Origin of the sequence: Catenuloplanes sp. NPDC051500 (genome assembly GCF_044454585.1) — a bacterium.
Lineage (GTDB): Bacteria > Actinomycetota > Actinomycetes > Mycobacteriales > Micromonosporaceae > Catenuloplanes.
Genome location: NZ_JBITDX010000007.1, coordinates 348,357 through 371,607, shown reverse-complemented (window position 1 = coordinate 371,607; position 23,251 = coordinate 348,357). Strand labels below are relative to the sequence as shown.

Here is a 23,251-nt window from a genome sequence, read left to right as displayed (position 1 = left end):
CGGTCCGCAGATGGGACACCGAGCCGGCCGACGTGCGGCACCCGTATATCAGTGCGTGAACAGCTTCGCCGCCGTGATACCGGTCTGGATCACGCCGTAGCCCAGCAGCGCCGCGACGAGCACCCACGAGACGATCAGCCGGAGGCCCTGCCCGGCCGGTTTGCTCGTACCCTCAGACATCCTTGCTCCCCTCGGGTGAGGTGCCGGCGCCCGCCAGCACCGGGCCGGCCGGCTTCGTGGGCTCGTGGTACCTCTCCGGGACCGCGCGGACCAGCAGGTTCGCGATGAAGCCGACCGCGAGCACGCCCACCATGGTGAACAGCGCCGGCCGGTACGCATCAGCGGTGAGCGTGCCCGGCTTGCCCTGCGCGTCGAGGAACCCGTTGATGATCAGTGGCCCGGCCACGCCCGCCGCGGACCACGCGGTGAGCAGCCGGCCGTGGATCGCGCCGACCTGGTAGGTGCCGAAGATGTCCCGCAGGTACGCCGGGACGGTCGCGAACCCGCCGCCGTAGAACGACAGGATCACGCCCGCCAGCAGCACGAACAGCACTGTGGCGGCGTTTCCGACCGCGGCAAGCGTGGCGTAGAGCACCATGCCGAGCCCGAGGTACAGCATGTAGATCGGCTTGCGCCCGATGAGGTCGGACGTCGACGACCAGACGAACCGGCCCGCCATGTTGAACAGCGACAGCAGCCCGACGAACCCGGCGGCCGCGGCGACCGTCACTGACGACGTGCCGTTCTCCCGGAAGAAGTCCTGGATCATCGGCGAGGCCTGCTCAAGGATGCCGATGCCGGCCGTCACGTTGCAGAACAGCACGATCCAGAGGAACCAGAACGTCGGCGTCTTGATCGCGTTGGCGGCCGAGACGCTTGCGGTGGTGACGAGCGGCTTCGCGGTCACCGTCGCCGGGTCCCAGCCCTCCGGCTTCCACCCGTCGGCCGGCACACGCACGTTGAACACGCCGAACATCATGATCAGGAAGTAGCCGATGCCGAGCGTGACGAACAGCGAGACCAGTGCGCTTCCGGACGCCAGCGACGCGGAGTTGCCCGGGTCGTAGTTCGGGTCGTAGAACGACAGCAGCTGGCGGGAGAGCGGGCTGGCGACCATCGCGCCACCGCCGAATCCCATGATCGCCATGCCGGTGGCCAGGCCCGGACGGTCCGGGAACCACTTGATCAGCGTCGACACCGGCGAGATGTAGCCGATGCCCAGGCCGATGCCGCCGATGACGCCGTAGCCCAGGTAGACCAGCCACAGCTGCGTGGTCGCGATGCCGAGCGCGCCGACCAGGAAGCCGGTCGCCCAGAAGCAGGCCGAGACGAACATGGCCTTACGCGGCCCGCTGCGCTCCACCCAGGTGCCACCGACCGCGGCGGACAACCCGAGCATCACGATCGCGATGCTGAAGATGATGCCGATCGAGGTCGCCGACGCGTCAAAGTGCGCGATCAGCGACGACTTGTACACGCTAGTGGCGTACGCCTGCCCGATGCACAGATGCACCGCGAGCGCCGCCGGCGGAATGAGCCACCGGGAATACCCCGGCGGCGCGATGGTGTGCTGGCGGTCAAGTGCGGACAGCAGCGCCATTTGGTAAAACCTCCCCACATCGGGCGGTATCTCCGGGGGAACGTAGCCCTGCGTGACCGGATTCGATGTTGCACGATCTGCCAGCGGTCGATGCCCTGAGCCAAACGGTCAAAGATCAACAACAGATAACGGGGGTACGAGGTTGGCCTGCGTTTTGTCGTGTGCTCAGCGCCGCGCCAGCGCCGCGAAATAGGCGTCCTGGGCCGCCCGGAACGCCGTGCTCGACGCCTTCACCGCGACCGCGTCCGCTGCCGCCGCGGCAAGCGCTCTCTCCAGCAGCGGCCCGACCTCCCGCACCACATCGCGATGGTGCGCGTCCGCGGCGAAGAAGGCCTCCTCCGCCTGATCCGCGACCGTCAGGTTGCTTCCCGGGATCGCCCGCGCCACATCCCAGGCCCGCCCCGCCTGCTCGACCGCGGTCGCCGCCTCGGCCAGCCGCCGGTAGGCCGCGGTCACCGCCTCCAACTCGCGGGACGCCGCGGCCTCGGCGACGAGCGCCTGATGCACGGAGAACAGCTTCTCGGCCTCCGCCTTCAGCGCGGCCACCTCACCAGTCGTACCACCCATGTACTGCCCCTGCCCTCGCGTGCCCGCACGAAACGTCCGGCCAACTCAGTACAGAACGGCTGCCTTCACCCGGACGGCTTTTTGTGACAGCACATTCGTACCGTGGCGATGCGGTGTTGATCGGTCTCCGCGTTTCAGCGACCGCCGCCGCCGGGTAGCGGGGGGCCATGAATCGGAATCTCGTCAGAGGGCTGCAGGCTGCCTGGGTGCTGCCGGAGTTTCGCAGTGGGGTGCGGCACCTGGTGGATCTGGATGAGATCACCGTGCTGCTGGCGACGCTTGCCGTGTCCGAGGACGAGGAGCACGACCGCGACGTCGAGCGCAGCCTGCTGAGCCTGTTGCGGTCCGCGCTCGACACGGACGAGATCCGGGAGGCCGTGCTGCTTCTGCTCGAGCATGAGGAGGTGCGGCGGCCGCTCGTCGCTGCGGTGGCGGAGCCGTTCGCGGACCGGCCGGGGCAGGCGGCGGCGATCGCGTCGGCGGCGGAGGATCCGGTGGTACGGCGCGAGGTGCGGGCGGTGCTTGACAACGCGACAGTGCGCGCGCTGATCTGGGAGGCGGTCGAGAACCAGCAGAGAGACAACCGGCTCGGCCTGATCCGCCGGGCCGTGGTGCTGTTCGTCAGGCATCCCAGCGTCCGGCGCCTGGCCTGGGCGTTGCGCCGGCACGGGCTGCTGCGCGAACTGCGGCGTAAGGGCTGAACTGTCGGCGGGGAAGGCCGGCCGGGGGCATCGATGCGACGCCCCCGGCCGCACGAGGATCAGCCTCCGTGAACGTGCGCGGCGATGCCCATGTCGGCCGCCACCGCCTGCGCGGTCTCCGCGGTCGCCCGGTTGAGCGCGTCCATCGCGTCCCGCTGCGCCGGCGGGCCGACCACGGTGCGGTGCGCACGCTTTCCGTCCGGCGCCTCGACCAGCTCGGCGATGGCGTCCGCGACCGGCTGCGGGTCGCGGTCCTGCGCGTTCTGCGTTGCGGTCAGGTCGGTCATGAACGCGCCGAGCGCCGGAAGGTAGGCATCCAGTCGCGCGCCGTCCGCGGGCATGGTGCCGTTCGCGCCGAGACTGGACTCGTACGGTGCCGCCTGCACCGTCACCGACTCCACGCCGAACGCCGTCAGTTCGTGCCGCCACGCATCCGTCAGCGCGGACAGGGCGGCCTTGCTCGCCGCGTACAGCCCGGTGAACGGCACCGTCACCCGGTCCGACACGGAACTGATCTGGATCAGCAGCCCGTGCCCCTGCTTCCGCAGTTGCGGGAGCGCGGCCCGGTTGACCCGCAGGGCGCCCCACACGTTCACGTCGAACTGGCGGGCGCCCTCCTCGGCGGTATACGCCTCGACCGGACCGGCGAAGACCGCGCCGGCGTTGTTCACCACGACGTCGAGCCGGCCGGCGGTCTCGACAATCGTGGCGATCGCGCGGTCCGCGGCCGACTGGTCCGTCACGTCCAGCTCGACCACGTGCAGGTCGAGCCGATCCGCGGCGGCGAGCGCGGTCAGACTCTCCGCTGCCGCCCGGTTCCGGCCGTCCACGTCGCGCAGGGCGGCGAAGACGGTGTGGCCGCGCCGGGCCAGCACCTCGACTGTCAGCCGGCCGAAGCCGCTGCTGGCGCCGGTGACCAGTACCACGCGGCCGTTGTTCCCTGTGTTGTCCATGCGGAGAAAGCTATGCAGCGGGACCGGCAGTCGACTTGAACGCGGCGGCCAGCACATGGAACGTCCAGGACAGCATGGTGAGATGCAGCTGTGAGTTCACTTCGTGGCACCACCCGGGTCGATACGGAATGCCGGGAGACGCCTGGCGACGCGGGCCGAAGGGAGCGGATCAGCGGCTGCCCGCCGCTGCTGCCGGGCGCCGACGTGCGCGGCCGCGACTCCCGCGCCTGGGACGTGACGGTCTCCGACTTCCACACCGTGTCGGGGGTACGGGCCGAGGTCTCCCGCGAAGGGCCCGGTGAGCTGCGGCTCTACCTGGTGCGGCAGGGCGCCTGGACGCTGCGGTACGACCAGGCCGAGTTCCCGCTGCACGCCGGCCGCTTCCTGGTCAAGCGCTCGGCCGGGCTGCACGCCTTCGAGACGGCCGCCCGGACCACAGCCCGTACGGTGGGGTTGCCGCTCGGCGCGATCGACGGGCCGGCCGGCGGCGCACCGATCACCGGGCCGGCCACCGCGCCCGAGGCACGCCTGCTGCTCGCGCACGCGAGCCTGCTTCACGACACGATCGACGACCTGACCGACGCGGGTGTGGACGCGGCCCGCAACGCGCTGATCGAGCTGGCCCGCGGCGTCGTGCACAGGTACGTCGACGGCGACGAGCCGGCCTTGGCACCCGCGCTTGCCGGGGCCGCCCGCGCGCTCGCCGACCGGTGGCTGACGCGTGCGGGCCTGACGCCGACCGTGCTCGCCCGTGAGCTGCACGTCTCGGTGCGGACGCTCAGTCGCGCGTTCGCCGCGACCGGGGAGCCGGCCACCGCCTACATCCGGCGTCGCCGCCTGGAGGAGGCACGGGCGGCGCTTACCGGCGGGCGGTCGGTGTCGGAGGTGGCGGCGCGCTGGCAGTTCGCGGACAGCAGTCATTTCATCCGGGCGTTCCGGGCGCGGTACGGGCGGTCACCCGCCCGGTACGCCCGCGACCATCAGTAGCGGCGCACGCACGGCCCGGAGTGCGGCACCCGGCCCGCGAGGTAGGCGCCCGGGGACACGCCCATCAGCGACCGGAAGTCGCCGATCAGGTGCGCCTGGTCGAAGAAGCCGGTCTCGTCCGCGACCGCGGCCCAGCCGCCCCGGCCCGGCGCGCGCTCGAGCACGCGGCGCAGGCGCAGGATGCGGGCCGCGTGTTTTGGTGACAGACCGATCTCGCGGGCGAAGACGGTGCGCAGCCGGCGTTCGCTGATGCCGAGCCGGGCGGCGGCGACCCCGGTCGGTGCGCCGGCGGCCAGGTCTGAGACGGCCGCGGCCAGCATGTCGTGCCGTCCGGTGAGCGGCCGGCACAGACGGTCACCGGACTCCGGCGCCGTCCCGGAACCGGCTGACGCCACTGCCGACCGGCCGGGAAACAACGCCACCCCGGCGGCCGGCGACCTGACCGACTGCTCTGCCGGCCCCGATGCCGCCGCGGTCAGCCGGGCCGTCAACGCGGCCAGGTCATCGGCATACCGACCGGCGTCCGCCGCACCCCACAGCTCTGCCGCGGGTACGAACCGGTCCGTCAGTTCCGCCGCCGGCACGCCGAGCACCGCCCGTGCGTGCCCGGGGCGGATCCGTACCCGCACGCCGAACCGCAGCGGCTTGTCGACGTGGTACTGCGCCCTGCTGTGCGCGCCCACCGCCATCAGCACGGCGTCGTCGCCCTTGAGTGCCCCGTAGATCAGCGACGCCGACACGTCCGGCACCAGCGTCAGCGTGCCCACCGGATCGTTCCCGGTCAGGATCTCGACGCTCTCCACCCACTGCTGCACCCACCAAACGTAGCCGCCACCGGACCGCACGCCAGTTCCGCTTTCTCCAATGTTCCGGAACGTCCAATCCGTGGGTGCTCAGGAACGGGCAGCCTGGCCCACATGTCCACCACAATCGTGATCACCGGGGCGTCCGGCGGCATCGGCGCCGCGGCCGCCCGAATCCTGAGCCGGCACGGCCACCGCGTCGTGATCGTCGGCCGTGATCCGGCCAGAACCCGTGCGGTCGCCGGAGAACTCGGCACGGACGGCTTCGTCGCCGACTTCGCCCGCCTCGACGAGGTGCGCAGGCTCGCGGACGAGCTGCTCACGGCGTACCCCCGGATCGATGTCCTGGCCAACAACGCCGGCGGCGTGTTCGGGGCCCGGACGCTCACCGGCGACGGCTTCGAGAAGACCTTCCAGGTCAATCACCTGGCGCCGTTCCTGCTCACCCGGCTGCTGTGGGACCGGCTGGCGGAGAGCGGCGCGTCGGTGATCCAGACGTCAAGCGACGGTGGCCGCCTGCTCGGCCGGGTCGATCTCGACGACCTGCAAAGCGAGAAGAGCTACACCCCGATCCGCGCGTACGCCGCCGCGAAGCTTGAGAACGAGCTGTTCACCACGGAGCTGCACCGCCGCGGGATGCACGCTGTCGCGTTCCATCCGGGGACTGTGGCGAGCGGTTTCGCGGGCGGCAGCACCGGCTTCGTCCGCCGTTTCTATGCGAGCCGGCTGGGCCGGGCCGTCATGATGACGCCGGAGAAGAGCGCGGAGCAGCTGGTCTGGCTGGCCGAGGGGCGGCCGGGCGTCGACTGGGAGTCCGGCGCGTACTACGAGAAGCGCCGCCCGGTCCGCCGCCGGCACCGTCAGGCCGGCGACCCGGTCCTGGCCCGCGAACTCTGGGAACGGTCCGCACGGATGCTTGAGTGATCACCTCCGTCGCCGGAATTCCACCTGTGGGGACATTTACTGTTAAGTATGTTTCCAGTAGGCTGACGTGCACGTCAGGCGCCGGGTGGAGGGCGCACCGGCGGTTGGGCCGCAGCGCTGTGTCCGGACATCTCCGGCACAGCGCGCAGGCATCGGCCGCGGCCCGCAGCCCCCACCCGAAGGAGCCCCGGCATGCGGAGATCCCTCCTCACCACGGCGCTTACCGCGTCGTTCACGCTGATGGCCACGCTCGTCATCGCCGCACCCGCGAGCGCGCACGGCTACATCTCCTCCCCGCCCAGCCGGCAGGCGCTCTGCGCCGGCGGCACCATCGAGAACTGCGGCGACATCCAGTGGGAGCCGCAGTCCGTCGAGGCGCCCAAGGGCCGCACCAAGTGCAGCGGCGGCGTCGGCCGGTTCGCCCAGCTCGACGACGAGACCAAGGGCTGGCCGGCCACGCCGGTCGGCTCGTCCGTCACGTTCAACTGGGTGCTGACCGCGCGGCACGCCACAAGCACCTGGCAGTACTTCATCGGCTCGTCAAAGGTCGCCGAGTTCAACGACGGCGGCGCTCAGCCGGGCGCGACAGTGCGCCACACGATCAACTTCGGCGGCTACTCCGGCCGGCAGCGGCTGCTCGCGGTCTGGAACATCTCGGACACGCCGAACGCGTTCTACTCCTGCGTCGACCTCCAGTTCGGCGGCGGCAGCGGCACCCCGACCCCGACTCCCACCCCGACGCCGCGCCCCACCACTCCCGCACCGACCACCCCGCCGCCCGCGAGCGGCACCTGGGCGGCCGGCGCCAGCTACACAGTGGGCGCGACAGTCACCTACGGCGGCGCGAGTTACCGCTGCAAGCAGGCCCACACCTCAATCGCCGGCTGGGAACCCCCGAACGTGCCGGCGCTCTGGGACCGCATCTGATCCACCGGGCGCCGCCCACCCGCTGCGCGGCGCCCAACCCACGATCACACGCCACCCTCCACGGTACGGCCCGGGGGCGCTGCCCAGCAGGAACGCGCTCACCAGGCGGGCGGATGCCGGCTGACACGGCCGGAGCCTCCCGCTGACACCCGTACCGTGGCAGGCCCTTGAATGTGATCTTCTCTCTGCCGGCCGGGAGCGTGGCCGTGACGCTCCGCAACCGCCAGTGCGGCCGGGCTCCGCGATCCGGTCAATGGATCATGCGGTGCGGAACGGATCATAAAGAAGATTTAGGGAATGCATGATCTTGCCTTAGGCGACCTTCTTCTAGCGTGAGTCTCACGCTGAGTGACCCCCTCCCGTCCAGGGATTCACTCGGCGGGTCCGTCCTACGAAGGAGCACCGTTCGTCATGCGTAGAACCCTCACCACGTCACTTCTCGCGCTGGGTACCGTCGCCGGTTCCCTGGTGATCGCGTCTCCGGCGAGCGCGCACGGCTACATCTCGTCGCCGCCAAGCCGGCAGGCGAACTGCGCGAGCGGCGCGGTCAAGGACTGCGGCGCCATCCAGTTCGAGCCGCAGTCCGTCGAGGGCCCCAAGGGTCTGACCAGCTGCGACGGCGGCATCGCCGGCTTCTCGGCGCTCGCCGACGACGCGCGCACCTGGCCGGCCACCTCGGTCGGCAAGTCCGCGACGTTCAACTGGGTGCTGACCGCCCGGCACAAGACGACCACGTGGCAGTACTTCGTCGGCAGCAAGAAGGTCGCGGAGTTCAACGACAACGGCGCACAGCCGGCCGCCACAGTGAAGCACCAGGTCGACCTGAGCGGCTTCTCCGGCCGGACCACGGTGCGGGCCGTGTGGAACATCGCGGACACGCCGATGGCGTTCTACAACTGCGTCGACCTGAACGTGGGCGGCGGCGGTGGCACGACCACCCCGGCGAATCCGTCCCCGTCCCCGTCCCCGTCCCCGTCCCCGTCCAAGACGACAGCCGCGCCGAAGCCCCCGGCGAACAACCCCGCACCGTCCGCCTCGACCTCCGCGCCGGCGACCGGTGGCGCCTCGGGCACCTGGAAGTCCTGGACCGCGTACAAGACCGGCGACAAGGTCACGTTCGACGGCGTCACCTACGAATGCCGCCAGGGCCACACCACGCTGCCCGGCTGGGAGCCGCCGCTCGTGCTCGCGCTCTGGCTGCCGGTCAAGTAATCACAGTTCTCCGTGCGGAGCCCGTTCCGACGGCGGGCTCCGCACGGTCCACCCCCACACTCCTCCGCTAGGAAGCCCACGATGAAGCGCCGCCTGACCGCAGCCCTGATCACCGCCGCCGCCCTGACCGCCGCGCTCACCGCCTGCGGCACCGCCCCGTCGACGCCCACCCCCGAGTCGACGCCGGCTGCCGGCACGAACGTCGCCGCGAACACCGGCGAGCACAACGAGAACGACGTCATGTTCCTGCAGATGATGGTCAACCACCACCAGCAGGGCGTCGAGATGGCCAAGATCGCCGCCGAGAAGTCCACAAGCGACCAGCTGAAGACGCTCGCCTCCGCAGTCGTGGCCACCCAGACCGACGAGGTCGCCACAATGAAATCCTGGCTGACCGCCTGGGGTGAGGCCGACAGCGCCGCCACCGACGTCAACCTCCACGCCGACCACGGCGGCCTCCCCGCCACAAGCACCGAGGAGATCGACTCCCTGCGCGCGACCTCCGGCGCCGACTTCGACCCCACGTTCCTGGCGCTGTTCACCGGCCACCAGCACAACGCGGTCGAGATGTCCAAGACCGAGGCGGCCGAGGGCGTCAACCCGGACGCCAAGTCCCTCGCCAAGAGCATCGACGAGTCCCGCACGGCCCAGATCCAGCTGATGCTGCAGCTCAGCGCGGCGGTGCCTGCCTCTTAAGAGCAAAGCACGGGACACCACACGCGATCCTGTGCCCATCCGCCGGCGGCGAGCTGCTGTCGATCCAGCTGACCGCCGGCGGCCGACGGGCACTGACCCCGGCACGGTGCTTCAGCTGTCGAACCAGACGGTCAGCCGTACGTTCTCGCCTCCGTACCGCCCGGCGAGGTCGCGCATGGTGTCAAGCAGGGCGCGCAGCTCAGGATCGTCACGCAACACGTGACCGTTGGTGAGGCGTTCCACCCGCCAGATCCGATCGCCGGCCCGCCACTCCGTCCCCTCCGGGTAGCTGCTGCCCCGGGGATCGGCGTGGTCGCCGGCCGCCGCACGCCAGTCGGCGCCATGATGAGCGGCCTTACCGCCGGCGAGCAGCCCTTCGCCGGTCAGCCGGTACTCGTGGATCCGGTCGTCGACGCGCGGTGCTCGTGCGTCCCAGTCGATTCGGGCCAGCTCCGCCCAGGAGACCCAGGTGTGATCGTGTTCGCCGTCCCCGGGTTGGAGACCGCGCAGTTCCGGGCTCGCGTCATCAGGCAGGCCGCGACCGGGCGCGACAGGTGCAAAACCAGCGTAGTTCCGTACCCCGAACAGCAGGCCGAAGGCGTCGTAGTGCCGGGGGAGCGCGCTCAGGTCGACATCGGCCAGGTGCCACGGCGTGCCCGGCCCGTGCGGGCGGCTCTCCACCCCGCCGGCGATGTCAGTACCCACGACCGCACCGGCCTCGGCTGATCATCGAAGGTCGACGTCGACAGTGGAGACGCTGCCGTCGGAGGCGGTCAGAGTGACCGGGCCGAAGGTGATGATGGGGGTGGCGCTGCCGCCCGGCGCGCGGTAGAAGCCGGTTGCCTCGGTGATCCGGACGGCCAGGGCCGCCAGCGTGGCCACCATGTCCTCGTCCGCGGTCAGCTTCGGCTCGGTCAGTGCGCTCTGCCCGTGCCGGATCGCCCAGTCGCGGATCGCGCGCGAGTCCCGGCTCATCTCCGGCAGGATCGAGCCGTTGGCCCAGGCCCAGAGCCACGACTCGGCGGACGGGCTGTGGCTGCCGATGATCTGCGCCGGGGCGGACGCCACCTTGTCCGGGAACGTCCAGGTGATGACGCCGGTCCGCTGGTCCAGGCCCCACTCCTGCGCGGTCCCGAGCCCCCACGAGGCGTGCGCCGCCGCCAGCTGCTGAATCATCTCTTCACCCTGCAACAGCAGCGTGCTCAGCTCGACCGGCTCATCCTCGCTCATGCGGCGCAGTCTCGCACACGCGGCAGGGTGCTCAGGCCTTGGCGGCCGCCACCGCGTCCTCAAGCCCGGCCGCGGCGAGGCGGTCGGCGCGCTCGTTCTCGACGTGGCCGGCGTGGCCCTTCACCCAGTGCCACTCGATCGTGTGACGGGTGCAGGCCGCGTCGAGGCGTTGCCACAGGTCGGCGTTCTTGACCGGCTTGCGGTCCTTGGTCAGCCAGCCGTTGCGCTTCCAGCCCTTGATCCAGGTGGTGATGCCGTTCCGGACGTACGTGCTGTCGGTGTGGATGTGGACCACTGACGGGCGGGTGAGCGTCTCCAGTGCGGAGATCGGCGCCATCAGCTCCATCCGGTTGTTGGTGGTCTCGCCGGCCTCGCCGCCGCGCAGTTCGCGCTCGTGCTTGCCGTAGCGCAGCAGCGCGCCCCAGCCGCCGGGCCCGGGATTGCCCCGGCACGCGCCGTCCGTGAAGATCTCCACCTCGGTCATGGCAGCACCTTAGCCGGAGCAGCGACGAGCGAGCGGGCGCCTGTCGGGACCGTTCCAGGGCGGGCGTAGAGGTTGAGGGCGCCGATGGTGTCGTCCGCGACGTGCAGTTGCAGGGAGAGCATGCTGCCGACCCCAAGGTGGGCGGCCCGGCTGCTGAAGTCCGGCCAGCGGCGGTCGATGCGGGTGTCGGTCAGCCACACCACCGCCCGGCTGCTTGTCGCCTCGAGACAGGGGCCCTGGCCGGTGTCGTACTCGGCCCTCGGAGGCTCTTAGATGCCGCTGACCTGGACGACTTTCGCCCGTTCGGCGAGGACCTCAGGTGCTCACGGCAGCGCGGCGACCGGCCGGACCGAGGCGAACTCCCCGCACTCGTAGCGCATGGCGGGCAGCATCATCAGCCACTCGTCCACGCCCTGCCACGGGTAGAGGTCGGCTGCGCCGCCGCGGACCACCCGTTCGCTGTCCTCGCCGGTGCGCGGCCGGGCGTCCGCGGGCGCGTTCTCGTACCCGTCGAGGTAGGTGTCGGCGCACAGGTCGCCGGTCGAGCCCATCGCCGACAGGCCGAAACCGTTCTCCGCCGCGGCCGTCGCGTCCTCGTCGCCGAACGTGTCGAGCACGTCCTCCTCGCCGGGCGGCAGGTTGCCGCGATGCCACAGCGTGGTCGTCCCGGCGCGGGCCGCATATTCCCACTCGGCCTCGCTGGGCAGGCGGAACGGCATCGCGTCGACAAGCTCGGACGGCCACTCCAGCCGGGCCACCCGGTCGTCGTCGCCGTCCGCGTAGTCGTCGGTGTAGTCGGGCAGCCAGTGCCTGACCTGCGCGACGGTCAGCGGGTGACGTGCCATCAGAAACGCGCCGACCCGGACCTCGCGCACCGGCCGCATCTGGGCGAGGTCGTGCGCGGTCGGCGCGTACTCCGCGAACTCGAGGTTGGCAAGCGTCGCCTCCTCCGGCTCGGACATCCCCATCCGGAACGTCCCGGCCGGAATCTCCCGGAACAACACCCCGGAGGGTGTATGACGCCAGGCCGGGCGTCCGGCGGCGCTCGATTTCTCCCACACGCCACCGGATCCTGCCAGATTTTGTCGGACCGGTCCGATACAACTACGGCACTTGTTCGTGAGGAGGTCTGGTGGTGACAAGCGATGGCGTCGCCTATGAGCGGCGCAGCGCAGCACAGGTCGTCGCGCCGGCACGGCCGCGGAAGCTGGCGAAGGTGCCGTTCGTGGAGCTGGCCGAGGGGCGGCTGCAGGGTGTGGTGTCGAGTGGTTCGGACATCGAGCGGGTCTACGTGTCGTCGGTGACGGCGGGGGAGCACGGGTTGAGCTGCAACACCAACAACAACCGGCCGTGCGGTGGGCTCAGTCAGGCCTACGGGCGTGCCTGCAAGCACATCGAGTCGCTGGTCGCGGAGGCCGTGCTGCAGTACGGCACGGACCGGGTGGCCCGCTACCTGAAGGCCGAGGTGCCGGAGGGCGCGAGTGTGATGTCCGCGCTGAAGACGACAGGCGCGGAGAACCGGGCGGCCGAGGTGTTCGCCAGCTTCCTGCGCCACCTGGCCTACCTGGAGCTGCCGGCCAGCACCGACCCGCTGCCCGAGCTGCAGTGGTTCCCGGCGGCCGGGGCGGTGAGCTGATGCTCGACACCGTGCCGGACGGTCTCGGCGACGTGCTCGCGCTCGTCGACGGCCTGGATGACGCGCTCACCCACGGGCTCGCCCGGCTGGACGAAGAGCGCGCCGGCGCGCTCGAGGAGCTCGCGGCCGCGTTCGCCGGCTCGCCGCTGGCCGACAGGGTCACCGACTCCGTCGGAAAGATCATCGCGGGTACGGTGACTGATGAGCACCTGATCGCGCTTGCCGGTGCCCGGGCCGCTCTGCTCGGCGCCGCCCATGACGCGCTTCTCGCCTCGGTGGACACCGCGTTCGGCAGGTCCCGCGCCGCGTGGACTGTCACACCGGCTGTGGCGGACACCGGTCAGCTGCTGGCCGGCAGCCGTTCCTGGCTGCGCGAGCTGGCCATCTCCGGCTGGCGCGGCGTCGACCACGAGCTTGCGGCCGCGGGTGCGCAGTCCGTGCAGGCGTTGCTGGCCGACCCGGCGCAGCGGCGGCTCGCGGTGCTGCTTGACGGGTTCGCAGGTGAGCTGCGGGCGGCCGCGCCGGTCGCCACGCTTGACCGGGTGCCGGTCCGCCGCTGGGCCGACCTGTGGACCCGTGCGCTGCTGCTCTCCCAGGACGGCTTCCCCGGGTACGAGGCGACGCCGGTCACCGGCCGGCTGCTCTACCTGGGCGTGGACCTGCACGAGCACCCGACCGTGTTCCGGGCGCAGGCGCACGCGGTGCTGGAGACCGGCGACGAGGTGCGCGTGGTGCGCACAAGCGTGGCCGCGGCGAAGGTCGACACGATCACCGGGCCGTCAGCCTGGCGGATGCTGTCCGGCTTCCCGTTCTTCCGCGCGATGGTTGCGGAGCACCGCACGGTCGAGGTGGACGGCATGCTGCTCACCCCGGCGGGCGACCTGATCTGGGACGAGGCGCGGGCCACGCCGGGCGAGGCCGCGGACCCGTTCACCACCGCGCGGGTCCGGCTGGCCGGCGCGACGCTGCCCCCGGTGCCGCCGCTGGACCGGCATCCGGCCGCGATCGCCGTACCCGTGCTGCTGGAGGGGGGTCTTGATGTTGCAGTTGATCATGACCGGCTGCCGGCTGCCGGGCCGCTCACCCCGGCGCTTGCCGACGCTGCGTCCGCCTGTCTCGGGCTGCTGCGCTGGGACGGCGGCCGCTGGTCCGTGCAGCCGCTTGCGGTGCAGGCGATCGTGAAGAAGAAGGCGGTGGTCGCGCACGCGGGCGACTGGGCGAACGGCCCGACCGATGCGAAGGCGGCGAAGGCCGAGGCCGTCGCCGGGACCGCTGTCGACGTGCTTCGCGAGCGCGCGGGAAGGTTGCTGCGGAAATGACCGCCTCGGAGGAGAACCGGCGGCAGGTGCTCTACTGGCGGCTGCTGGCCCGGCTGTTCGACCCGGAGGAGCAGCCCACGCTCGAGTCGTCGAGCGTCGCGATCGTCGAGGACCTGGGGCTGCCGTCAATCCTGCTCGACCCGTCCGTCTCGGTGGACAACGTCGTGCAGCGGTTCCCGCAGCTGGAGGCCGAGATCGACGGCCTGATGACCACTGCGGACGACGACCGCTCCGGCGAGGTCCGCCGGGCCGCGCTCGCGTCCAAGCTGTTGCTCAACGTGTTCGCCACCGGCAACGGCGCGGTAAGCGCGGACCAGCTATCCCGCTGGCAGGCCGACGCGGGCTGGTTCGAGCGGGCGCTCGGCTGCGAGCCGGGCGCGCTGCGCAACCGGGCGGCCGCGGCCGGAGCGGGTGGGCCGTCGATGAGGTCCGGCACGCCGACCGGGGAGGGCGGCACCGGCCACGGCTTCGGCGTCGATCTCGGTCCGGCGCTGGCCGCGATCGAGGGCGACCTGGTCAAGCGCATGCGGCTGCGTGAGGTGCTCGCCGATCCACGGCTCGCGGCCAAGCTCACGCCGAGCATGTCGCTGATCGAGCAGTTGCTTCGCGACAAGGACAACCTCGACGGCGTCGCGCTGAAGAACGCCAAACTGCTGATCCGGCGGTACGTCGATGAGGTGGCCGAGGCGCTCAAGACGCAGGTCGCGCAGGCCAGCGCCGGCACTGTCGACAGGTCGATCCCGCCGAAACGGGTGTTCCGCAACCTGGACATCGACCGGACCATCTGGAAGAACCTGCCGAACTGGAACCCGGAGGACGAGCGCCTCTACGTGGACCGGCTGTTCTACAAGCAGACCGCGAAGCGGGTGACGCCGGCGAAGCTGATCGTCGTGGTGGACCAGTCCGGGTCGATGGTCGACTCGATGGTCAACTGCACCATCCTGGCCTCGATCTTCGCCGGGCTGCCCAAGGTCGACGTGCACCTCATCGCGTACGACACGCGTGCGCTGGACCTGACCGCCTGGGTGCACGACCCGTTCGAGGTGCTGCTGCGTACGAATCTGGGCGGCGGCAACAACGGCCCGGTCGCGATGGAGATGGCCCGCCCCAAGATCACCGACCCGCGGAACACCGTGATGGTCTGGATCTCCGACTTCTACGAGTTCGGCGCGTCCGAGCCGCTCTACGCCGGGATCGAGGCCGTCTACCGGTCCGGGGTGAAGTTCATCCCGGTCGGCTCGGTCAACAGCTCCGGCACCGAGAGCGTGGACCCGTGGTTCCGCAAGAAGTTCAAGGACCTGGGCACGCCTGTCATCTCCGGTCACATCCGCAAGCTCGTCACCGAGCTCAAGAACTTCGTCGCCTGACTCTGTACAACTAGGAGAGATTTCCTCATGAGTGACATGCTGCGCGCCCCGGCCGAGGCCAAGTACGCCGACGAGCTGGACTGGCTCGAGTCGGTCGACGACGGGCCGAAGCCGTTCTCCTGGCGGCTCAGCCCCAAGATGGTGCGCCTGTTCATCCTCGGCTCCGAGCGCGCCGACGGCCTCGAGCGCGAAATCCCGCAGAAGTGGTTCGGCGACCGCAGCTTCGTCGAGCGGGCCATCGTCACGCTCGCCTCCGACCGCGGCCTGCTGCTCATCGGCGACCCCGGCACCGGCAAGAGCTGGCTCGCCGAGCTGCTGTCCGCCGCGATCAGCCGCAACTCCACGCTCGTCGTGCAGGGCACCGCGGGCACCACCGAGGACCACATCAAGTACTCGTGGAACGTCTCGATGGTGATCGCCAAGGGCCAGTCCCGTCAGTCGATGATCCCGTCGCCGATCATGACCGCGATGGAGGGCGGCGTCATCGGCCGCTTCGAGGAGCTGACCCGGTCGACGAGCGACGTGCAGGACGCGCTGATCTCGATCCTGTCCGAGAAGTACGTGTCCATCCCGGAGCTGGAGGACGACAACATCGTCTTCGCCAAGCCCGGCTTCTCGATCATCGCCACCGCGAACAGCCGCGACCGGGGCGTCAACGACCTGTCGTCAGCGCTCAAGCGCCGCTTCAACTTCGTCCGCATCCCGGTCGTGACGAACCGCAAGAGCGAGGCGGAGATCGTCCGGTTCCGCACCGAGGAACTGCTACGCCGGCACAACATCGAGCTGGAGGTCCCGCCGACGCTGCTCGACGTGCTGCTGCAGTCGTTCGCCGACCTGCGCGCCGCGTCCGCGTCCGCGACAAGCGACGACGAGCGCCTGGAGTCCGCGCTGTCCACGGCGGAGCAGATCGGTGTGCTCGAGGACGCGATCCTGCACTCCACGTTCTTCGGCGCGGCCGCGCTCAGCTCCCAGACGCTCGCCTCCTCGCTGGTCGGGTCGCTGGCCCGGCGCAGCCCGGAGGACCTGGCGATCCTCAACAAGTACTGGCACGGCGTGATCGAGCCGCGCAGCAAGGACGCGGGCGGCGAGTGGAACGGCTTCCTGGAGGGTGGTCGCCAGGCGATCGCCACCCTGTCGTGAGCGGGCCGTTCGATGCCCTCCGCACGCAACTGCTCGGCGCGGCGGAAGCGCTCACCGGCGGACCGGCCGCGCTTCCGGACATCCTCGCCGGGATCGTCGACGACGTTGATCATGCTCTCCGTGAACCCCTGGAGATCTTCCCGGTCTGCCACCACTCCCCGGCCTCCGCGGTGGCGATGGTGCGCCGGCTCCGGGAAAAACAGCCGAAAGTGATCTACCTGGAGCTGTGCGAGGACCTCGCGCCGCTCCTCACCGAGCTGCGCAACTGCCGGCTGCCGGTCGCGCTGCAGTCGTTCGCATCCGAGCTGGACGGGTTCCCGAAGGAGTCGGCGCCGCTGTCGGTCATCGCGCCGATCACCGAGGCGTCCGCGGAGTACCAGGCGATCTCGTACGCGCTGGAGACGCCGGGGGTGGAGCTGGTCCTTGTCGACAGGTCCACCGACCACGTCTTCCAGTGGCAGCCGGCGCCGTCTTCTTCGGAAGCCGGCGAGGACGTCGAGCCGGAGGACGACCTGCACGGCGACGCGGTCGGCGTGGAGATCGGCGACCTGCGTCCCCGGTTCGCCGAGCTGGAGGAGCACCTGCTCCACCACGGTCGCGTCCGGCACTGGTCGGAGTGGTGGGACCAGTACGTCGAGCAGCCGCTTGCGGGCGCGGACTACGACACGTACCGGCAGGTCATGGTGTTGATCGGCAGTTTGTTCCGGCGGTTGTCGCCGCACGACTCGCGCCGGTTCGCCTCGGACGAGGACCGCGAGCGCTACATGTGGACGCGGATCCGCGAGCACCTGGCCGGCTCCGGCGCGAACCCGGCCGAGTGCCTCTACGTGTGCGGCGCGTTCCACGCGGCCAGCCGGCTGCCGGAGGTCGGGTCCGCGCCCGGCACGCCGGACTTCGCCATCACGCCGCGGACCGGGACGACGTGGCTTTACGGCCTGATCCCCAGCAGCCAGTCCGCGATCGAGGCGCAGTTCGGGCTCGCACCCGGCTCCGTCTCGATCGCGGGCGCCACCTGGCAGAAGTCACTGACCCGGACCGGTCTGAAGCCGTTCCAGCTGGAGGGGCAGAAGGGCGGGAAGACGCGGGCCGTCAAGCCCTTGCCGCCACCGGTTCTCGCCGGCGCTCCGGTCGAGGACCACCTCACCGGCTACCTCTCCGGGCCGCCCGCGCTCGACGGGCTGGACGAGGAGGAACTGCGCGGCTGGTGCGTGGACATCGTCCGGCTCGCCCGCCGCAATGGCTACCTGGCCAGCACCGCGGACGCGATCGCGGTCTTCGAGACGTCGATCCTGCTGGCCGGCATGCGCGGGCGGGCCCGGCCGACGCCCTACGACTTCCAGGACGCGGCAGTCACCTGCATCGAGAAGGACAGCGTGCCCGGCCGCCGCGACGTGCGACGGCTGTGCGAGATCCTGCTCGGCGGGGACCGGGTCGGCCAGGTCGGGTACGCCGCGCTGCCGCCGCTGGCCCGCGACGTCTACGACCGGCTCGCCCCGCTCGGCCTCAACCTTGAGCAGCGCAGCATCCAGCGGGCGCTGCTCGACCTCGCGGCCCACCCGGAGCTGGCCGGCGTCTCCCAGCTGCTCTGGATGCTTCGCTACCTGCTGCCCGACCACGCGGTCCGCCCGATCATGGGCTCCCGCAAGCTGGGCGAGAAGCACATCCAGGAGAGCTGGGACCTCGACATCGGGCGTCACCAGCGCACAATCATCCAGCTCGGGTACGAGGGTGTCACAGTCGAACAGGTGCTGGAGCAGCGCCTGCGCCGGGCCGCCTGGGACCCGAAGGCGACCGCCGCCACCGCGCTCACCGCGGTCGAGGACTCGCTGCTGTTCCTGCACAGCCCCCGGCTGACCGACGAACTCGGCGCGCGGGCGGTGGAACTGCTGGCCGCGGAGCGTACCGTCGACGACGCCCCGGACGTGCTGCGCCGCATCCGGCGGCTGCTCGCGCACTACCGGTCCACCACACCGGTGCTGCCGGCCTGGTGCGAGTCGTTCGTCCGGACCGGTTACGCCCACTACTGCACGCTGCTGCCGTCCGCGTTCGTCGCGGACGACACAGGCGTGCGGCAGGTGGGCGCCATGCTTGGCTTCCTGTTCAGCATGGAGAGCCTGGCGCTGTCGCTCGGCTGCGACCGCGCCCAGCTGGAGATCGCGGTCCGGCAGTCGCACCCGGAGAGCCCCGCGAAGATCGCGCTGCTCTGGGCCGCACTGCACCAGCTCGGCGTCCTGCCCCTCGCCGACCTGCGCTCCCGCGTCGACGAGCTGCTCGGCAACCCGCTGATCGTGCCCGCGTTCCCGCAGTACGTGGTCGGTTTCATCCAGGCGCTGGAGTCGGTGCCACGGCTCGCACCGTTCGTGGTGGAGACGCTGTCCAAGGCGTTCGCCCGCCTGCCCGACCCGGTACTGCTGCCCTGGCTCCCCAGCCTGATCACCACGCTGAAGGACCAGGCCGCGGAGCTGGTGCCGGTGCTGACCCGCGAGGCCGGGCGCACGTTCCCGGGCACGCTTGCCGGCGTGGACTCCTGGGTGGCGCCGTGGAACGCGCCGCCGCGCCAGGCCCGCACCGCGACGCCCGCCGCCGCGGCGAGGCCGGCCGGCACGCTCCTGGCCGCACATCCCGTCACCACGGACGCGGTCGCGGAACTGCTCGGGTGCGCGGGTGAGTGGACGCCGGTGGCGCCAGCCGGTGGCGGCGCGGCGACGGCGCTGCTGGCCGCGCACCCGCAGCCGGCCGAGGCGGTGGCGCACCTGATCGGCGCCTGACCGGCTGACCGCCCACGGCCGCGCCCCGCAGCGGGCCCGGCCGTGGGCAGTCAGCCAAGGACACCGGGTTGCGGGAAGGCGGCGGTCAGCCGGAGATCAGCTTGCGGCGGGGACGGTCAGCCGGAGACCGGGTTGCGGCAGGCGGCGGCGAGGCGGCTGGCTGGGCGGACCTGGCGGCCGAGCCCTTCCAGCAGCGAGTCCTCGACGTGGAAGCCGCGGACCCAGAGGCGGTAGCGGGGGAGTTCGTCTTCGCTGGGACAGAGCACCTGGGCCCGAACCAGGTCGGTGGGGACGTAACGGACGCCGCCGCTCTCCTGGAGGATCACCATGTTGACGTCGTCAACGGTGATGACGTGGCCGAGGATGTCCTCGGTGTCGCGGGGATCGCCGGTCGCGCGGACCGGCAGCTCGGCGCCGTCCGGCCCGGCAGCCGAACCCGCAGACGAACCCGCAGACGAACCCGCAGACGAGTCCCCAGACGAGCCCGGCGCGGCCGGGCCGGCTACGGCCGGTGAAACGGTGCCGCCCGGTGCGGGCGCGGCGGCGTCACCGTCCCCCGATGCAATGCCGCCCGGCTCGGCCCCCGGCGATGATCCACCCGGCTCCGCCGGGCGCGCGCTGCCGCCCAGCCCAGGCGTGGCCGTGCCGGCGGGACCGCCCGGCCCCGGGGTGGCCGTGCCGGTCGGATCGCCCGGCCCCGGCGAGGCCGGATCGGCGGAGGAGGAGCCGTTCGGGCCGGTAAGCGAGACGGTGATGACGGTGAGCGGCAGCACCGGCGTGGTGACAAGCGGGACGGCCGCGCCCGCCACGATGATCAGCGCCACTGCCTGGGCGAGCGGCGTGAGCACGCCCACGAACGTCCGTGGCAGCGGCCCGCGTACCCCGAGCGCCAGCAGTGGCGGCACCGTGAACAGCAGGAACGCCAGCCAGTCGCCCTGCCGGGCCGCGTCGATCACTGTGGAGCCGACAAGCCAGCCGTAGACCAGGAAGCCGGCCGCGACGGCGGAGACGACCTTCCAGCGGTCCTCGGGTGACACGGTCACGATCGACTGGAACGCGGCGACCGCGCATGGCAGCAGCATCGGCAGGTAGAGGATCTGCCAGGTTATCGCGGCCAGCCCGAACGCGGCGACCGCGAACCACAGCGGGGCCGCGCGCAGCCAGCGGGCGAACAGTGCCGGCCGGCCCCGGCCGGGCGTGTACCCGGCGAGCGCGACGCCGCCGATCGCGAGCACGCCGACAAGCGCCGCGGACGTGAACCGCGCGCCGGTGGTGAACAGCGCCGCGATCAGGTTGATCGGATCCACGTTCGACACCAGCAGCAGCGTGGTCTGGAGTTCGCCGCCGGCCTCGACGCCGAGCCGCAGCACCGAGAAGATCGCCGGCACGCCGACGACCACGCTCCAGAACGACTGCCCGGCCTGCGTCCGCTGTTCCACAGACTCCGGCGGCGAGGGCGAAAGCGATGGCGAGGGCGAAAGCGATGGCGAGGGCGAAAGCGATGGCGAGGGCGATGGCGCGGCCGCGGCCTCTGTCGCGGTCGGGTCCGGGGGCGGAGGCGCGGCCGGCGATGTCACTTCGGCGAGACCTTGTCGTCGTGGTCGACGATGTCCGGCACGTTCAGCGGCTCCGGCTGGCTCATCCGGTCCACGTCGGCGAGGTAGAACGGGCCGAGCGTGTTGTTGTAGGCGGTAAGCCACGGGCTCGCGCCGGTGTTGCGCCCCTCGTTGTAGCTCTTCTTCAGGAAGTAGCCGACCAGGTCCCGCAGCGCGGTGTCGGTGATCGGCACGCCGACGCGCAGGCTCTCGTCCGCGCCGAGCGGCAGCTGCACGTAGGCGAGCTGCGTCGGATGCTGGGAGTAGTACCCGGCGAGGATGGTCTTGTCCGTGCTCATCGCGCCGTACTTGCCGGTCAGCAGCCCGTTCACGCAGTCCTGGAGGTCGAGCACGACGGACCGGGTGAAGCCGCGCCGGGTCAGTTCGTCCTCAGTTGTCGAGCTGCCGCTTGTGCACACCTTGACCTTGTTCTGGATGAAGTCGTCCTCGTTGCGAAGCGTGGCTTCGGACGACTTCGGCACCAGGAACGCCTGGCTTGTCACGAAGTACGGCCCGGCCATCCCGATCTGCTTGGCGCGTTCCTCGGTGTAGGAGAGGCTGGCGACCACCATGTCGACGTGCCCGGCGGTGAGGAACCGGATCCGCTCGTCGGTGCGTACCGTGACGAATTCGATGTCGCTCTCGTTTGTGAAGCCGAGCGAGCGGGCCAGGTAGCGGGCAATCTCGACGTCGAAACCGCTGCGGACCCCGTCCTTCGACTCGCCCATCAGCGGCTCGTTGGCGGCCACGCCGATCTTCAGCGTCGGGCGCTGCCAGATGCGTGACTTCCGCAGCAGTTCGTCCACCGAGGGCGGCCCGGCGTCGTCGGGCTGGCAGCCCGCGGCCGTGGCGAGCGCCAGAGTGAGAACGACCGAGCCACAGGTGATCGCACGCCGGAAACGGTTCCTGATCATCCCCATCCTCCCCGCCGAACGGAGGCGTAGTGCGACAGAGTAAACGCGCTACGTGACTATCGGGGTCTCGACACGTGTCAGATTCGCGCCGTGCCCCCCAGCCGGGTGGTGAACGCGGCGCGGATCGGTGCCGCGCCACGGTCGAGGACCGCGAACGTGACCTGATCGAAGCGGCCGGGCATGGCGTCGAGCGCGGTCGCGAATGCCTCCGCGACCGCGGCCGGGTCGTTGCGGAACACGCCACAACCCCAGGCGCCAAGGACCAGACGACGTTCACCGTGGTACGCCGCCACCGCCAGCACCCGCCGGGCGCGTGCGGCGAGCACCGTGTCGATCATGGGTGCGCTCGCCGGCTGGTTGAGCATGATCGCGCCGCGGTTCGGGGCGGCCGCGGTGAGCATCGACACCGCGTGCGGCGCCTCGAGGAACCGTCCCTTGTCGTCCCGGAAGACCGGCACCCGCGGCGAGTAGATGACCCGATCGCTGTAGAGCAGGTCGCCCTGGGCGCGGTGGAACGCGTAGAACTCCGGAACCGCGGTGAGGCACGGGAAGAGCGCGCTCGCCCGGGCCACGCTCTCCTCCTGGGCCTGCGCGCCGGTACGGAAGCCGCCGCCGGGGTTCTTCGCGGACGCGAACACAAGCGCGGCGACCGGCCCGTCCGCCGCGAGCCGGCGCGCGGCGTCGAGGGTGGACTCGCCGGTGACCTCGACCGTCGCGGGAGGACTAACGGCGGCGGGCGGGAGGGGCAGGTCCGCGTCCGGCAGGTGCAGCACGGTTCCGGAGGCGGCCGGCGAGGCCACGGGCACGAGGGCTCCGGACGGCGCGCGGTACTGCCCGGCGTCCAGAACGTCGAGTGTCTCCTTGGCGATGGCCCGCAGTCGTGTGCTCACAACTCAGGATTGTTGATCGGCGGCGCATCCGCTGGCCACCGGTTTAGCCGCCACTCTCGCCATCCCCAGCCGTTGAACAGGGAAAAGTCGGACATATCGGGAGTTGAAGATTATGATCAACCGGATTCTGCGTACCCTCGGCGTCGCTGTTGTCTCTGCGATCGTGGCCACCGCGCTCGCGCCCGCGGCGGCCCACGCCGCGACCTACACGCCCACCGGCCTGTGTGGTGCCGGGTACACGGTCAAGCGCTCCGCGAAGCTTCCCGGCGCCACCGTCTACCACCTCGCGAACGGCTCGTGGCAGTGCGTCGTCACGATCAAGACGGCGAACGTCGGCAAGGCCACCTACGTCGGCGCCGGCGTGCTGCTGCGTGGCGCCACGGGGTGGGCGCTCGACGACGGCACCTACCGCTACTACGCCGGGCCGGTCAAGCAGAAGGGCGCCTGCGGGAGCGTCCGCGGTCTGAGCGGCACCGGCGCCAAGTCCTGGACCTGCTGAGCCTGACCTGGGACCGCGGCCGCCTCGCACGAAACGCGT

At 71.1% G+C, this 23,251-nt stretch carries 25 protein-coding genes; 12 read left to right on the top strand and 13 right to left on the bottom strand.

Annotation, left to right across the window (positions count from 1 at the left end; genetic code table 11):
• Positions 1-48: 48 nt before the first annotated feature.
• The 3 genes from ACIA8K_RS17450 to ACIA8K_RS17440 form a co-directional block, all read right to left on the bottom strand.
• Entirely contained in the window at positions 49-180 is a 132-nt protein-coding gene (locus ACIA8K_RS17450; RefSeq protein WP_396059907.1) for a hypothetical protein, read from the bottom strand.
• The gene (locus ACIA8K_RS17445; protein WP_396059987.1) at positions 173-1,594 is read right to left on the bottom strand and encodes an OFA family MFS transporter; all 1,422 of its coding nucleotides are present in this window, start codon (positions 1,592-1,594) and stop codon (positions 173-175) included. The genes ACIA8K_RS17450 and ACIA8K_RS17445 overlap by 8 nt, the downstream gene beginning before the upstream one ends.
• Positions 1,595-1,765: 171 nt before the next feature.
• Positions 1,766-2,167 (bottom strand): hypothetical protein, encoded by a 402-nt coding sequence (locus ACIA8K_RS17440; RefSeq protein WP_396059905.1) that lies wholly within the window; start codon positions 2,165-2,167, stop codon positions 1,766-1,768.
• Between the two features lie 167 nt (positions 2,168-2,334).
• On the opposite strand from ACIA8K_RS17440, the gene ACIA8K_RS17435 reads away from it, so the two are divergent.
• Positions 2,335-2,868, top strand: coding sequence for a hypothetical protein (locus ACIA8K_RS17435; RefSeq protein ID WP_396059903.1), 534 nt, complete (start codon positions 2,335-2,337; stop codon positions 2,866-2,868).
• Between the two features lie 59 nt (positions 2,869-2,927).
• On the opposite strand, the gene ACIA8K_RS17430 is transcribed toward ACIA8K_RS17435, so the two are convergent.
• A complete protein-coding gene (locus ACIA8K_RS17430) occupies positions 2,928-3,821 on the bottom strand; it encodes an SDR family NAD(P)-dependent oxidoreductase (protein ID WP_396059901.1) in 894 nt (297 codons plus the stop codon).
• A gap of 90 nt (positions 3,822-3,911) precedes the next feature.
• On the opposite strand from ACIA8K_RS17430, the gene ACIA8K_RS17425 reads away from it, so the two are divergent.
• Positions 3,912-4,808, top strand: a complete 897-nt coding sequence (locus ACIA8K_RS17425) for a helix-turn-helix domain-containing protein (RefSeq protein WP_396059899.1) — start codon at positions 3,912-3,914, stop codon at positions 4,806-4,808.
• On the opposite strand, the gene ACIA8K_RS17420 is transcribed toward ACIA8K_RS17425, so the two are convergent.
• On the bottom strand, positions 4,802-5,623 hold the full coding sequence (locus tag ACIA8K_RS17420; RefSeq protein WP_396059897.1) for a helix-turn-helix domain-containing protein: 822 nt from the start codon (positions 5,621-5,623) through the stop codon (positions 4,802-4,804). The two genes, ACIA8K_RS17425 and ACIA8K_RS17420, sit on opposite strands and share 7 nt — an antisense overlap.
• 102 nt (positions 5,624-5,725) lie before the next feature.
• Here ACIA8K_RS17420 and ACIA8K_RS17415 point away from each other — a divergent pair, with 102 nt between their 5' ends.
• The 4 genes from ACIA8K_RS17415 (at position 5,726) to ACIA8K_RS17400 (ending at position 9,370) form a co-directional block, all read left to right on the top strand.
• Positions 5,726-6,535 (top strand): SDR family NAD(P)-dependent oxidoreductase, encoded by an 810-nt coding sequence (locus ACIA8K_RS17415; protein ID WP_396059895.1) that lies wholly within the window; start codon positions 5,726-5,728, stop codon positions 6,533-6,535.
• A gap of 192 nt (positions 6,536-6,727) precedes the next feature.
• Complete coding sequence (locus ACIA8K_RS17410) at positions 6,728-7,462, top strand: lytic polysaccharide monooxygenase (protein WP_396059893.1); 735 nt, start codon at positions 6,728-6,730, stop codon at positions 7,460-7,462.
• Positions 7,463-7,873: 411 nt separating this feature from the next.
• Positions 7,874-8,674: a lytic polysaccharide monooxygenase gene (locus ACIA8K_RS17405; RefSeq protein WP_396059891.1), complete on the top strand. Its 801-nt coding sequence runs from the start codon at positions 7,874-7,876 to the stop codon at positions 8,672-8,674.
• 81 nt (positions 8,675-8,755) lie between these two features.
• A complete protein-coding gene (locus ACIA8K_RS17400; RefSeq protein WP_396059889.1) occupies positions 8,756-9,370 on the top strand; it encodes a DUF305 domain-containing protein in 615 nt (204 codons plus the stop codon).
• A gap of 111 nt (positions 9,371-9,481) precedes the next feature.
• Here the strand turns inward: ACIA8K_RS17400 and ACIA8K_RS17395 are convergent, their stop codons facing one another.
• The 5 genes from ACIA8K_RS17395 to ACIA8K_RS17375 all read right to left on the bottom strand — a co-directional run bounded on the left by ACIA8K_RS17395 (position 9,482) and on the right by ACIA8K_RS17375 (position 12,145).
• Positions 9,482-10,075 carry a hypothetical protein gene (locus tag ACIA8K_RS17395; protein WP_396059887.1) on the bottom strand — a complete coding sequence of 198 codons (594 nt, stop codon included), beginning with the start codon at positions 10,073-10,075 and terminating at the stop codon, positions 9,482-9,484.
• Between the two features lie 21 nt (positions 10,076-10,096).
• Positions 10,097-10,600, bottom strand: a complete 504-nt coding sequence (locus ACIA8K_RS17390) for a DUF6882 domain-containing protein (protein WP_396059885.1) — start codon at positions 10,598-10,600, stop codon at positions 10,097-10,099.
• A 31-nt stretch (positions 10,601-10,631) separates the two neighbouring features.
• Positions 10,632-11,084, bottom strand: a complete 453-nt coding sequence (gene rnhA, locus ACIA8K_RS17385) for a ribonuclease HI (RefSeq protein ID WP_396059883.1) — start codon at positions 11,082-11,084, stop codon at positions 10,632-10,634.
• A complete protein-coding gene (locus ACIA8K_RS17380; RefSeq protein ID WP_396059881.1) occupies positions 11,081-11,287 on the bottom strand; it encodes a hypothetical protein in 207 nt (68 codons plus the stop codon). Before ACIA8K_RS17380 ends, rnhA begins: the two co-directional genes overlap by 4 nt.
• Positions 11,288-11,407: 120 nt before the next feature.
• Positions 11,408-12,145 carry a formylglycine-generating enzyme family protein gene (locus ACIA8K_RS17375; RefSeq protein ID WP_396059879.1) on the bottom strand — a complete coding sequence of 246 codons (738 nt, stop codon included), beginning with the start codon at positions 12,143-12,145 and terminating at the stop codon, positions 11,408-11,410.
• 74 nt (positions 12,146-12,219) lie between these two features.
• Here ACIA8K_RS17375 and ACIA8K_RS17370 point away from each other — a divergent pair, with 74 nt between their 5' ends.
• From ACIA8K_RS17370 to ACIA8K_RS17350, 5 genes are read left to right on the top strand one after another with little or no spacing between them, the layout of a single operon-like run.
• Entirely contained in the window at positions 12,220-12,720 is a 501-nt protein-coding gene (locus ACIA8K_RS17370; protein ID WP_396059985.1) for a hypothetical protein, read from the top strand.
• Entirely contained in the window at positions 12,720-14,039 is a 1,320-nt protein-coding gene (locus ACIA8K_RS17365) for a hypothetical protein (RefSeq protein ID WP_396059877.1), read from the top strand. The genes ACIA8K_RS17370 and ACIA8K_RS17365 overlap by 1 nt, the downstream gene beginning before the upstream one ends.
• The gene (locus ACIA8K_RS17360) at positions 14,036-15,406 is read left to right on the top strand and encodes a VWA domain-containing protein (protein ID WP_396059875.1); all 1,371 of its coding nucleotides are present in this window, start codon (positions 14,036-14,038) and stop codon (positions 15,404-15,406) included. Before ACIA8K_RS17365 ends, ACIA8K_RS17360 begins: the two co-directional genes overlap by 4 nt.
• 27 nt (positions 15,407-15,433) lie before the next feature.
• Positions 15,434-16,546, top strand: a complete 1,113-nt coding sequence (locus tag ACIA8K_RS17355) for an AAA family ATPase (protein ID WP_396059874.1) — start codon at positions 15,434-15,436, stop codon at positions 16,544-16,546.
• Complete coding sequence (locus tag ACIA8K_RS17350) at positions 16,543-19,314, top strand: DUF5682 family protein (RefSeq protein ID WP_396059872.1); 2,772 nt, start codon at positions 16,543-16,545, stop codon at positions 19,312-19,314. Before ACIA8K_RS17355 ends, ACIA8K_RS17350 begins: the two co-directional genes overlap by 4 nt.
• Positions 19,315-19,430: 116 nt before the next feature.
• On the opposite strand, the gene ACIA8K_RS17345 is transcribed toward ACIA8K_RS17350, so the two are convergent.
• From ACIA8K_RS17345 to ACIA8K_RS17335, 3 genes are all read right to left on the bottom strand, one after another.
• Positions 19,431-20,753, bottom strand: coding sequence for a hypothetical protein (locus ACIA8K_RS17345; RefSeq protein ID WP_396059870.1), 1,323 nt, complete (start codon positions 20,751-20,753; stop codon positions 19,431-19,433).
• A gap of 134 nt (positions 20,754-20,887) precedes the next feature.
• Positions 20,888-21,823: a transporter substrate-binding domain-containing protein gene (locus ACIA8K_RS17340; protein ID WP_396059868.1), complete on the bottom strand. Its 936-nt coding sequence runs from the start codon at positions 21,821-21,823 to the stop codon at positions 20,888-20,890.
• Between the two features lie 77 nt (positions 21,824-21,900).
• Entirely contained in the window at positions 21,901-22,713 is an 813-nt protein-coding gene (locus ACIA8K_RS17335) for a TIGR02452 family protein (RefSeq protein ID WP_396059866.1), read from the bottom strand.
• A gap of 112 nt (positions 22,714-22,825) precedes the next feature.
• Here ACIA8K_RS17335 and ACIA8K_RS17330 point away from each other — a divergent pair, with 112 nt between their 5' ends.
• On the top strand, positions 22,826-23,212 hold the full coding sequence (locus ACIA8K_RS17330; RefSeq protein WP_396059864.1) for a hypothetical protein: 387 nt from the start codon (positions 22,826-22,828) through the stop codon (positions 23,210-23,212).
• Positions 23,213-23,251 lie beyond the last annotated feature (39 nt).